The sequence below is a fragment of the Shinella sp. WSC3-e genome, assembly GCF_945994535.1.
In the GTDB taxonomy this organism is placed as follows: domain Bacteria; phylum Pseudomonadota; class Alphaproteobacteria; order Rhizobiales; family Rhizobiaceae; genus Shinella; species Shinella yambaruensis.
This window is the reverse complement of record NZ_OZ000530.1, coordinates 4,498,435-4,510,944: the sequence shown is the minus strand read 5'-3', so window position 1 is coordinate 4,510,944 and position 12,510 is coordinate 4,498,435. Positions and strand designations below refer to the sequence as shown.

Annotated in this window: 9 protein-coding genes; all 9 read right to left on the bottom strand. The window is 67.4% G+C overall.

What is annotated here, in order from left to right; translation table 11 throughout:
- Positions 1–48: 48 nt before the first annotated feature.
- Entirely contained in the window at positions 49–849 is an 801-nt protein-coding gene (locus tag AABF56_RS22160; RefSeq protein WP_272804348.1) for a crotonase/enoyl-CoA hydratase family protein, read from the bottom strand.
- Between the two features lie 170 nt (positions 850–1,019).
- Complete coding sequence (locus tag AABF56_RS22155; RefSeq protein WP_272804347.1) at positions 1,020–1,895, bottom strand: hydroxymethylglutaryl-CoA lyase; 876 nt, start codon at positions 1,893–1,895, stop codon at positions 1,020–1,022.
- Positions 1,892–3,877, bottom strand: a complete 1,986-nt coding sequence (locus AABF56_RS22150; protein WP_272804346.1) for an acetyl/propionyl/methylcrotonyl-CoA carboxylase subunit alpha — start codon at positions 3,875–3,877, stop codon at positions 1,892–1,894. Before AABF56_RS22150 ends, AABF56_RS22155 begins: the two co-directional genes overlap by 4 nt.
- 48 nt (positions 3,878–3,925) lie before the next feature.
- Complete coding sequence (locus tag AABF56_RS22145) at positions 3,926–4,309, bottom strand: RidA family protein (protein WP_244767435.1); 384 nt, start codon at positions 4,307–4,309, stop codon at positions 3,926–3,928.
- A gap of 13 nt (positions 4,310–4,322) precedes the next feature.
- Complete coding sequence (locus AABF56_RS22140; protein WP_272804345.1) at positions 4,323–5,930, bottom strand: carboxyl transferase domain-containing protein; 1,608 nt, start codon at positions 5,928–5,930, stop codon at positions 4,323–4,325.
- Positions 5,930–7,078, bottom strand: coding sequence for an isovaleryl-CoA dehydrogenase (locus tag AABF56_RS22135; protein WP_272807394.1), 1,149 nt, complete (start codon positions 7,076–7,078; stop codon positions 5,930–5,932). The genes AABF56_RS22140 and AABF56_RS22135 overlap by 1 nt, the downstream gene beginning before the upstream one ends.
- A 96-nt stretch (positions 7,079–7,174) precedes the next feature.
- Positions 7,175–10,636, bottom strand: coding sequence for an indolepyruvate ferredoxin oxidoreductase family protein (locus AABF56_RS22130; protein WP_272804344.1), 3,462 nt, complete (start codon positions 10,634–10,636; stop codon positions 7,175–7,177).
- 164 nt (positions 10,637–10,800) lie between these two features.
- Entirely contained in the window at positions 10,801–11,253 is a 453-nt protein-coding gene (locus tag AABF56_RS22125) for an Lrp/AsnC family transcriptional regulator (RefSeq protein WP_024270192.1), read from the bottom strand.
- Between the two features lie 15 nt (positions 11,254–11,268).
- Positions 11,269–12,420, bottom strand: a complete 1,152-nt coding sequence (locus AABF56_RS22120) for a fumarylacetoacetate hydrolase family protein (protein ID WP_272807393.1) — start codon at positions 12,418–12,420, stop codon at positions 11,269–11,271.
- Positions 12,421–12,510: the final 90 nt, after the last annotated feature.

Below are 12,510 nucleotides of genomic sequence, written 5' to 3'. Positions count from 1 at the left end.
GAGGGTTAGGGTGAGGGGCCAAGCCAGAGCCGCAACGTCACCGGAACATTACCTCGCCGTATCCGCCAGCACCCACCCCGCCTTGCGCTTCTCCAGAAACGCCGCGATCCCTTCCGCCGCTTCCGGCGTTTCCCAGGTATCGGCCAGCCGCGTCAGCGTCATCTCGATGACCTTCTCGTCGATCGGCGAAGCGAGCGCATGCGCAAGGGCCTTCGTCGCGGCAACCGCCTCGGGAGACGCCGCGAAATAGGGGGCGATCTCCGCCTCAACCGCCTCGTCCAGCGAGTCGGGCGCCACGACGCGGCTCAAGAGCCCGATGCCCCGCGCCATCGCCGCATCGAACAGGCGGGCGGACGTCGCAAGGCGAAGGAAGGCGGCGGGGCCGATGCGGGCGGCGACATAGGGGCTGATCGTCGCCGGGATGAGGCCGAGGCGGGTTTCCGTCAGGCCGAAGCGCGCGCCCTCCACGGCGATCGCCGCATCGCAGACGCTGACGAGGCCGACACCGCCGCCATAGGCCTGGCCATTGACCCGAGCGACGAGCGGCTTCGGCAGGTCGCGCAGCGCCTTCAGCATCAAGGCGAGCCGTCTCGCCTCGACGATGCGCTCCTCGCGCGTGGCGGCGATCTGCTCCTTCATCCAGTTGAGATCGCCGCCGGCGCAGAAGCTTTCCCCTTCTCCCGTCAGCACGACGAGGCGCACTGCGCGGTCCTCGCCGAGAAGACCCGCAACGGCCGTCAGTTCGCGGATCATCAGGCCGGACAGCGCATTGTGCTGCGCATGGCGGCGCAGCGTCAGCGCGGCCACGCCGCGCCGGTCGACGGATACGGAAATCGTCTCGAAATTCATGACGGCATCTCCTCCTGGCTGAACACCGAACATCCGGACTGGAACGGCTCCAGATTCTTGTTTCCACCGCATTAGCCGGCGCCGAAGCGGTGCCACTTCGGCCGGAAATGCTCTCTTTGTCTTAACGCAATTCCGGACGCAAACCGTTGCGCCCTTTTGCTGGAATTGCTCTAGGCCCGCGCGCCGGGGGCCTCCTTGCCGGCGATGCGGCGGGCGAAGGCGGCGGCGGCGAGGAGCCGCGTGCGATCCAGCCCCGTCTCATAGCCTTGCCCTGCCAGCATGTCGGCCACGGCCAGCGTATCCACATTGCCGCGCGCGCCCGGCGCATAGGGGCAGCCGCCGAGCCCGCCGACCGAGGCATCGAAGACGGCGAGCCCATGATCGAGCGCCACGCGGATATTGTCGAGCGCCAGCCCGCCCGTATCGTGGAAATGGCCGGCGAGCTTCTCCGGCGCGGCGGCGGCAGTTACGACGGCCAGCATGGCCGCGACCTCTTCCGGGCGGGCGCGGCCGATCGTGTCGCCGAGGCTCACCTCATGGCAGCCGAGATCCAGCAACTGCCCGGTCACCCGCGCCACGGCGGCGGGCTCCACCGGGCCGTCATAGGGGCACTGCACGACGCAGCTGACATAGCCGCGCAGCGGAATGCCGTCCGCCCTCGCTGCGTCGGCGACGGGCCGGGCACGCTCGATGCTTTCGGCGATCGAGCAGTTGAGGTTGGCCCGCGAAAAGCCTTCGGAGGCGGAGAGGAAGACGGCAACCTCGTCGACACCGGCAGCCTTTGCCGCCTCGTAGCCCTTCATGTTGGGCACCAGCGCCGCATAGGAAACCCCGGGCCGACGCGCGATGCCGGCCATCACCTCGGCCCCGTCGGCAAGCTGCGGCACCCATTTCGGGCTGACGAAGCTCGTCGCCTCGATGCGCCGGAAGCCGCAATCCGACAGGCGATCGATCAGCGCGATCTTGTCGGCGGCGGGGATGATCGCCTTCTCGTTCTGCAGGCCGTCGCGGGCGGCCATCTCGACGATTTCGACGCGCCGGCTCATGCGGCCTCCTCCGGCTCCAGCGCCAGGAGCAGCGCGCCTTCGGCCACCTGGTCGCCAACGGCGACGGGCACCGCAGCCACGACGCCTTCGCGCGGGGCCGCCAGCACCAGCTCCATCTTCATCGCCTCCATGGTCACCAGCGCATCGCCGCGGGCGACGCGCGCGCCCGGCGCGACGGAGACGATGCGCACCAGCCCCGGCATGGGGGCCAGGAGCCGGTCGCCGCCTGCCGCCGCCTCGCCCTGATGTCCGGCCTCCTGCGTGACCGCGAAGGCATGGCCGTGGCCGGCGAAGAAGACGGCGATATCGGCGCCTTCCCGGTGGATCGTCGCGGGCAGGAGATGCCCGTCGAAATCCGCCTGGACGGCACGGCCATCCGCCGATTGCACGCGGATATCCGTTGCCATGCCGTCATGGTCGATGCGGAAGTGATCCTTGCCAAGCGTGGTGACACGCAAGGCATGTTCCGCGCCGCCATGATCGAGAAAGACGGTCTGGGCCGCATTCCCCCACAGGCGGAAACCGCGGACATGACCCCACGGATCCGGATCGGCCGGCGCGTCGAGAAAGCCGAGCGCCGAGAGAGCGGCGAGCGCAAAGACCTCCTCGGAGGCATCCGGATCGGCCAGCAGTCCCTCGCCGGCCCGGCCGATGAGGCCCGTATCGACATCGCCCGCGGCGAAGGCCGGCAGGCGGCAGAGACGAGCGAGAAAACCGGCATTGGTCGTCAGTCCGCCGACGCGGCAGGCGGCGAGTGCCGCTTCGAGCCGCGCCAGCGCCTCCTTGCGGTTGCGGCCATGGGTGATCACCTTGGCGATCATCGGGTCGTAATAGGGGGTGATGATGTCGCCCGCGCGCACACCCGAATCGATGCGGGCTTCGCCCGGCAGATCGAAGACGGTGAGGCGGCCGGTCGCCGGCAGAAAGTCGCGAGCCGGGTTTTCCGCATAGAGCCGGGCCTCGAAGGCCCAGCCGTCGATGACAAGGTCCTCCTGCCGCTTCGGCAGGGGCTCGCCGGCGGCGACACGCAGCTGCCATTCCACGAGATCGAGGCCGGTAATGGCCTCCGTCACCGGATGCTCGACCTGCAGGCGCGTGTTCATCTCCATGAAGTAGAAGCGGTCCTGCCGCAGGCCTTCGGAGACGTCGGCGATGAATTCGACGGTGCCGGCGCCGCTATAGCCGATGGCCGCCGCCGCGCGCACCGCGGCCGCACCCATCACGGCCCGCATCTCCGCCGTCATGCCGGGCGCGGGCGCTTCCTCGATGACCTTCTGGTGCCGGCGCTGGAGCGAGCAGTCGCGTTCGAAGAGATGCACGACATTGCCGTGCCCGTCGCCGAAGACCTGGACTTCGATATGGCGGGGTTTTGCCATGTATTTCTCGACCAGCACGCGGCCGTCGCCGAAAGCGCTTTCCGCCTCGCGCCGGGCGCTTTCGAGAGCGGCGATAAATTCGGCAGGCCGCTCCACCCGCCGCATCCCCTTGCCGCCGCCGCCGGCGCGGGCCTTGATCAGCACCGGATAGCCGATCGCCTCCGCCTCGCCGGCGAGGAAATCGGCCTCCTGCCGTTCGCCGTGATAGCCCGGCACGACCGGCACGCCGGCCTTTTCCATCAGCGCCTTGGCGGCGTCCTTCAGCCCCATGGCACGGATGGCGTTTGCCGAGGGGCCGATGAAGACGAGGCCGGCCGCCTCCACCGCCTCGACGAAATCGGGGTTCTCCGAGAGGAAGCCGTAGCCGGGATGCACCGCCTCCGCGCCGCTCGCCTTGGCAGCCGCGATGATGGCGGGGATGTCCAGATAGCTTTTCGCCGCCTCCGCCGGGCCGATGCGGATCGCCTCGTCGGCCATGGCGACATGCAGGGCCTGCCGGTCGGCGTCGGAATAGACGGCGACCGTCGCAACGCCCATGCGGCGGGCGGTGCGGATGACGCGGCAGGCGATTTCGCCGCGGTTGGCGATGAGGATCTTTCTGAACATCCTGCCTCCGGCAAAACGGATAGGGAAACGCGGGACGGGTCCCACGCGTTACTGTGCCGCGATGGCCTCGACCTCGAGCATCCACTTCTCATCGAAGATCGCGCAGATGACGACGCTCATCGCCGGGGCGATGGCGCCGAGATATTCGCTGCGGATCTCGCGATTGGCGGTCGCGTGGTGCCGGTCGGAGAGAAACGTCGTCACCTTGACGAGATCGGCCTTGGACATGCCCGCCGCCTTCAGCTGCGCATCGATGTTGCGCCAGACGAGCCGAGCCTGTTCCTCGAACGTTTCCGGCACCTTGTCATCGTCCGAAACGGGAATCTGGCCGCTGATGAAAAGCAGCTTCTTGAAATCCTCGATCTTGACGGCCTGCGAATAACCGCCGCGCGGGGTGGGGGCGTTCTTGGCATTGATGGTTTCGCGGTTCATGGCATTCCCTCCTCTACATCCTGAAGACGCCGAAACGAGTGGGCTCGACCGGCGCATTGAGCGCCGCCGAGAGCGAAAGCGCCAGCACGTCGCGCGTCTTGCGCGGATCGACGATGCCGTCGTCCCAGAGCCGTGCCGAGGCATAGAGCGGGTGGCTCTGCCGGGCGAACATGTCGATGGTCGGCTGCTTGAAGGCGGCCTCCTCCTCGGCGCTCCAGCTGCCGCCGGCGCGCTCGATGCCCTCGCGCCTGACGGTCGCCAGCACCCCCGCTGCCTGCTCGCCGCCCATGACGGCGATGCGGCTGTTCGGCCAGGTCCAGAGGAAGCGCGGCGAATAGGCCCGGCCGCACATGCCGTAGTTGCCGGCGCCGTAGGAGCCGCCGATCAGGACGGTGATCTTCGGCACCTTCGCCGTCGCGACGGCGGTAACGAGCTTCGCGCCATGCTTGGCGATGCCCTCGGCCTCGTATTTGCGGCCGACCATGAAACCGGTGATGTTCTGCAGGAAGAGAAGCGGGATACCGCGCTGGGCGCAGAGCTCGATGAAATGCGCGCCCTTGAGGGCGGCCTCGGAGAAGAGCACGCCATTGTTGGCGATGATGCCGACGGGAAGACCGTGCAGCGCGGCAAAGCCGCAGACGAGCATGGTGCCGAAGCGCGCCTTGAACTCGTCGAAGCGCGAGCCATCCACCACGCGGGCGATCACCTCGCGCACGTCGTAGGGCGTGCGGGTATCGGCCGGCACGATGCCGAGCAAATCTTCCGGGTCGTAAAGCGGTGCATCGCCGTCGCCGACCTTCGTAAACTCCGGCTTATGCGTATTGAGATTGGCCGCGATCTGGCGGGCAATCGCGAGCGCATGGCGGTCGTCGCGCGCGAGATGGTCCGCGACGCCGGAAAGGCGGGTATGCACGTCGCCGCCGCCGAGATCCTCGGCCGTCACCACCTCGCCCGTTGCCGCCTTCACCAGCGGCGGGCCGGCAAGGAAGATCGTGCCCTGGTTCTCGACGATGACGGTCTCGTCGCTCATGGCCGGCACATAGGCGCCGCCGGCCGTGCAGCTGCCCATGACGACGGCGACCTGCGGAATGCCGGCGGCGGACATCTGCGCCTGGTTGTAGAAGATTCGGCCGAAATGATCGCGGTCGGGGAAGACCTCGTCCTGGTTCGGCAGGTTGGCGCCGCCGGAATCGACGAGATAGATGCAGGGCAGCCGGTTCTCCGCGGCGATCTCCTGCGCGCGAAGATGTTTCTTCACGGTGATGGGATAATAGGTGCCGCCCTTCACCGTCGCATCGTTGCAGACGATCATGCATTCGCGGCCGGAGACGCGGCCGATGCCGGCGATCATGCCGCCGGAGGGCGAGGCGCCGTCATAGAGGCCGTGGCCGGCGGTGAGGCCGATTTCGAGGAAGGCGGAGCCGGGATCGAGCAATTGCGCGACGCGGTCGCGCGGCAGGAGCTTGCCCCGGGAAACGTGGCGCTCGCGCGCCTTCGCCCCGCCGCCATCCATGGCAAGGCCCGCCGCCGCCTCCACCAGGGCGAGTGCCTCCAGCATGGCCTTGCGGTTCGCCGCAAAGGTCTCGCTGCGGATGTTCACGGCCGAGGGGATGACCGGCATCACAGCGTCTCCTGGAAGATTTCGCGGCCGATGAGCATGCGGCGGATCTCCGAGGTGCCGGCGCCGATCTCGTAGAGTTTCGCATCGCGCAGCAGGCGGCCCGTCGGATAGTCGTTGATATAGCCGTTGCCGCCGAGGGCCTGGATGGCCTCGAGGGCTAGCTTCGTTGCGCTTTCGGCGGAGAGCAGGATGCAGCCGGCGGCGTCCTTGCGCGTGGTCTCGCCCCTGTCGCAGGCGGCGGCCACGGCATAGACATAGGCGCGCGCGGCGTTGAGGGCGACATACATGTCGGCCACCTTGCCCTGCATCAGCTGGAACTCGCCGATCGGCCGGTCGAACTGCTTGCGCTCGTGCAGATAGGGGATGACCACGTCGAGGCAGGCGGCCATGATGCCGAGCGGGCCGCCCGAGAGCACGACGCGCTCATAATCGAGGCCGGACATCAGCACGTTGACGCCGCGCCCGACGGTGCCCATCACGTTTTCCTCCGGCACCTCGCAATCGGCGAAGACGAGTTCGCAGGTATTGGAGCCGCGCATACCGAGCTTGTCCAGCTTCTGCGCCGTCGAGAACCCCTTGAACCCCTTTTCGATGAGGAAGGCGGTGATGCCGCGCGGGCCGGCTTCCGGATCCGTCTTGGCATAGACGACAAGCACATCCGCATCCGGCCCGTTGGTGATCCACATCTTGTTGCCGTTCAGCACATAGCGGTCGCCGCACTTTTCGGCGCGCAGCTTCATCGAGACGACGTCGGAGCCCGCGCCCGGCTCCGACATGGCGAGCGCGCCGACATGCTCGCCGGAGATCAGCTTCGGCAGGTACTTTTCCCGCTGAGCGACGCTGGCATTGCGCACGATCTGGTTGACGCAGAGGTTGGAGTGGGCGCCATAGCTGAGGCCCACCGAGGCGGAGGCGCGGCTGATCTCCTCCATCGCCACGCAATGGGCGAGATAGCCCATGCCGGACCCGCCATGGCTTTCCGGCGCGGTGATGCCGAGCAGGCCGAGATCGCCCAGCTCGCGCCAGAGCGGCATGGGAAAGGTGTTGCTGCGGTCGATTTCCGCCGCCTGCGGGGCGATGCGGTCGCTCGCAAAACGCCGGACGCTCTCCCTGAGCGCGTCGATTTCCTCACCAAGCCCGAAGCTCATTGCAGCATCGTACATGTCCGTCCTCCCCGGTCGGATGCCCCGGCATCCGCCTGCTTCCTCAAATTGCGGAGCCGGATGACCGGCACCATCGCGACCTCAGGCGGCCGCCTTGTGTTGTCCTGCCGTGTCGAAGGCCAGGCGCATTTGCGCCTCGCGCGCCCGCACCCGCTTCACCGCCGCCTCCTTCACCGGGCCGTAACCACGAATTTCGCCGTAAAGCGACAGCAGCGCAACGGCGGCGTCGAGGTTCTCGCGACAGAGGTTTTCGAGCACATGCTCGGTGAGTGCCACGTAGTCGGCGATGAGCTGGCGCTCCATGCGGCGCTCCCCCGTGCGGCCGAACGGGTCGAAGGCGGTGCCGCGCAGGCCCTTCAGGCGGGCGAGCAGGCCGAAGGCCGGCAGCATCCAGCGGCCGAAGCGGCGTTTTCGCGGACGGCCGTTCGCATCCTCGCCCTTCAGGAAGGGCGGTGCGAGGTTGAAGGCGATGCTGTACTTGCCCTCGAACTGCTCGGCCAGCCCCTGCTTGAAGGCCGGATCGGTGAAGAGCCGCGCCACCTCGTATTCGTCCTTGTAGGCAAGGAGCTGGGCATAGACATGCGCGACGGCGCGGATCAGCCGGTCGTCCGGCCCGAGCGCCCGTTCCGCCTGGCGCACGCGCTCGACCAGCGCCTTGTAGCGATCGGCCAGGGCGGCGTTCTGATAGGCCGTCAGGTGTTTCATGCGATGGGCGACCAGCGCGTCCGGCGCCATGGTCTCCAGCGTCGCGGCGGGCTTTCCGGGGGTGAGCAGGCATTCGGCGCGGGCCGGGTCGGCGGCGATCAGGCGGCCCCAGCCGAAGGCGGAGAGCGTGGCGTCGACGGCGACGCCGTTCAGCACGATCGCCTGTTCGATCGACTGGCGCGTCAGCGGGATCAGCCCCTTCTGCCAGGCAAAACCCGTCATCAGGATGTTCGTCGCCATGGCATTGCCGGCCACCTTCTCGGCGATCGTCGTGAAATCGAGAAGATGGGAGGGGTCGCGCAGCGCCGCGCGCACCGTGCCCTCGACATCGCGGCGGCGGAAATCGAAGTCCCGCTTGCGCACGAAATCGGCGACCGGCGTCAGCTTCGTGTTGACGACGCCCGTCGTGCGGTGGTGGTCGCAGAGCGTGACGGCATCCTTCGAGGCGGCCACCACGTCATCGGCGGCCAGGAGGAGATCCGCACCGCCCGTGACGATGCGCGGCGAGGAGACATCCTCATCGCAAAGACCGATGCGCAGGTGGCTCATGACGGCGCCGCCCTTCTGGGCAAGGCCCGCCATGTCGAGGATCATCGGCGCCTTGCCGTCGAGATGGGCGGCCATGCCGAGGATGGCGCTGATCGTCAGGATGCCGGTGCCGCCGATGCCGGCAATCGCGATGTTATAGGCGCGGTCGCCGATCCGCACGATGTCGGGCTCGGCAATGCCGGTCATGTCCGGGTTGGAGCGCGCTGCCTTGCGCAGCCGGCCGCCCTCGACCGTCACGAAGGACGGGCAGAAGCCCTTGAGGCAGGAATAGTCCTTGTTGCAGGTCGACTGGTTGATCTTGCGCTTACGGCCGAATTCCGTGTCGAGCGGTTCGACGGAGACGCAGTTCGACTGGGTGGAACAGTCGCCGCAGCCTTCGCAGACCGCCGGATTGATCACCAGGCGGACCGGCGGGTCCGCCATCAGGCCGCGCGAGCGGCGGCGGCGCTTTTCCGCCGCGCAGGTCTGCACGTAGACGATGGCGGAACAGCCGGGTGCCTCGCGGATATCGCGCATCACCCGGTCCATCTCGTCGCGATGGCGCACGATGACGCCGGGCGCGAGCATCGCCGGCGGATAGGCGTCCGGGTGGTCGGAAACGAGGTAGATCGGCGCCACGCCCTCGTCATGCAGCTGCCGCGTCATCACCTCGGGACTGAGCGGGCCATCGACAGGCTGGCCGCCGGTCATGGCGACCGCGTCGTTGTAGAGCAGCTTGTAAGTGATGTTGACGCCGGCGGCGACGGACTGGCGGATCGCCAGGATGCCGGAATGATAATAGGTGCCGTCGCCGAGATTGACGAAGATGTGCTTCTCGTCGCTGAAGGGCGCGATGCCCGACCACGGCACGCCCTCGGCGCCCATATGGGTGAAGGTCTTGGTGTCACGGTCCATCCACTGCACCATGTAGTGGCAGCCGATGCCGGCCGTGGCGCGGCTTCCCTCGGGCACCTTCGTCGAGGTGTTGTGCGGGCAGCCGGAGCAGAAATAGGGCACGCGCTCGACCGGCGCCGTGTGCGCCTTGCGGATCTTCTCGCGTTGCAGCAGATAGGCGAGCTCGTCGGAAATGACCGTCTTCAGGCCGGCATCGAAATCGAACTGCAGGAGACGGGCGGCGATCGCCCGCGCCACCATGCCGACGGACAAAGCCTCCGACAGCGGCAGGAACGGCTTGTCCTGATGGTCAAACTTGCCGACGATGCGCGGCCGCTCGCCGTGATGCCAGTTGAAGAGCTGCTGCTTGATCTGGTTCTCGATGATCTCGCGGCGTTCCTCGACGACCAGCACCTCCTCCAGCCCCTGCGAGAAGTCGCGAACCCCATCCGGCTCCAGCGGCCAGGGCATGCGGACCTTGTAGATGCGCATGCCGATCTCGGCCATCTCGGCCGGGCCGAGGGAAAGCTCCTTCAGCGCCTGCAGCACATCCTCATAGGCCTTGCCCGAGGCGATGATGCCGAAGCGGGCGCGCGGCACGTCGTACGTCACCTCGTCCACCCGGTTGGCGCGGGCAAAGGCGATGGCCGCATAGCCCTTGTAGGTCTGGAGGCGTTCGTCCTGCGGCAACGGCGGGTCGGGCCAGCGCAGGCTGAGGCCGTCCCGCGGCAGCTCGAAATCCTGCGGAATGACGAACTGCCGGCGCTCGCCCGCAAGATCGACGGAGGCCGTCGTCTCGACCGTGTCGGCGATGAACTTCATGCCGACCCAGCAGCCGGAATAACGCGACATGGCCGTGCCGAGCAGGCCGTATTCGACGAATTCGTGGATCGAGGAGGGATAAAGCACCGGGATCAGCGCCGACATGAAGGCATGGTCGGACTGGTGCGGAATGGAGGACGACTTTGCCGAATGGTCGTCGCCGGCGAAACAGAGCACACCGCCATGTTTCGCGGTGCCGGCGGCGTTGGCATGCTTCAGCACGTCGCCGCAACGGTCGACGCCCGGCCCCTTGCCGTACCAGTAGCCGGCAACGCCGTCATAACGCGCGCCCGGCGAGAGGTGGAGCTGCTGCGTGCCCCAGACGGCGGTGGCCGCCAGGTCCTCGTTGACGCCCGGCCGGAACACGATGTCGTGCGCCGCCAGATGCTTCTTCGCCTTTGCAAGCTGCTGGTCGTAGCCGCCGAGCGGCGATCCGCGATAACCCGAGATGAAAGCGGCGGTGTTCAGCCCCGCGGCCCGGTCGCGCCGCATCTGGACGATGGGCAGGCGCACGAGTGCCTGGGTGCCGGAAAGGAAGATCCTCCCCTCCTCGGCCATATACTTGTCCTCGAGAGAAAAGCTCTGCTTGAGCATGACCTCCTCCTCGATGGCCCTCCTCCGTGAAAGCCATCCTCCATATGTAGGAGCTTACCCATGGAATGGGAGGAGCGGGTCCCTATTTTCGCGACGGCGAATCACAGTTTCGGGATGGCATCCGCAAAAGCGGCCGCTGGGCGCAAAGCCATCCTCATTTCGCGTCAGATCGGAACGCGGTGCGTGTTCTTCAGCTCGTCGAGCGCGAAGCTGGAATTGACGAAGCCGACGCCCGGCAGGCGCAGCAGCGCCTTCTTCAGAATCTCTTCGTACTGGCGCACGCTGCTTGTCAGGACGCGCAGCACATAGTCATGGTCGCCGGTCATGGAATAGCACTGCACGACCTCCGGCATGTGCTTCACCGCCTTCTCGAATTCCAGCAGCGTCGCCTCGTCGTGCTGCTTCAGCCGCACGAAGCAGAAGACCGACACCTCGAAGCCGACGCGCTTCGGATCGACGGCGACGATGCGGCCGCGGATGATGCCCTGCCGCTCCATCTCCTTGATGCGCCGCCAGCAGGGCGTGTGGCTGAGGCCGACGCGCTCGCCGATCTCGGCGACCGTCAGCTCCGGTTCGCTCTGCAGCAGCCGCAGGATCTTGCGGCTCGTCTCATCCATGCCGCCTTCACCCATCTAGAGGAGCCCGCGGGAGGAGAGGTTGCGCATCAGCGCGGTGATGCCGAAGGTCCAGGGCGGGCATTCGGTGGAAAGGCGCACGGTGTTTGTGAGGGCGCCCAGCTCGGCATTGGAGATCGTCACCCGGTCGCCGGCCTTGTGGGTAAAGCCCTGGCCGGGGGTGTCGCGGTCCTCGACGGGCGCGAAGAGCGTGCCCATGAACAGCAGGAAGCCGTCAGGATATTGATGGTGCTTGCCGATCGTCTGGGCGACGAGGTCGAGCGGATCGCGGCTGATCTCGCGCATCGTGCTGCGGCCCTTCAGGACGAAACCGTCCTCGCCCTCGATCAGGAGGTCGAGATCGGCCTTGCGCACGTCGTCGATCGCATAGGTCTCGTCGAAGAGGCGGATGAAGGGACCGATGGCCGCCGAGGCATTGTTGTCCTTGGCCTTGCCGAGCAGCAGCGCCGAGCGGCCCTCGACATCGCGCAGGTTCACGTCGTTGCCAAGCGTCGCGCCCTTGACGCGGCCCTGGCTGTCGACCGCCAGCACGATTTCCGGCTCCGGATTGTTCCACCTGGAGATCGGGTGCAGCCCCACCGAGGCGCCCCAGCCGACGGCGGCCAGCACCGGCGCCTTGGTGAAGACCTCGGCATCCGGCCCGATGCCGACTTCCAGATATTGCGACCAGACGCCTTCCTCGATCAGCGCCGCCTTGACCTTGGCCGCGGCTTCCGAGCCCGCCTTCAGGTCGCGCAGGCTGTCGCCGATGATGGCGGTGACGCGGCCGCGCACCTTGTCCGCCAGCGCCGGATTGCCCGCCGCCTTCTCCTCGATCACGCGCTCGATCATCGAGCGGGCGAAGGTGACGCCGCAGGCCTTGACGGCCTGGAGGTCGCACGGCGCGAGCAGGTGCAGGCGGGAAAAATTGCCGGCGCCCTCGACGGAGGCCTCCAGCACCGTATCGAGCGTGCCGAGCGGATCGCAGGGCGCCGCGCGGGCGACAGCCGCCGGATCGTCCGTTTCCAGAAGGTCCCGCATCGTCGGGATGGCCCGGGACGTGATGTCGCATAGCTTGCCGTCGCGCAGCATCACCACTGCCGGCCCCTGCACATCCGGCCGCCAGACGCGCCCGACAAAAGTTCCCTGCGAAAAATCGCCTGCCGTCATCGTCACGCGCCGCTCCTCCAAGAATCCTCGACTGGAGTTCTAGACCGAAAAGCATGACGGGGAACAGGGTGAAGACAGGCGCACGCAAAC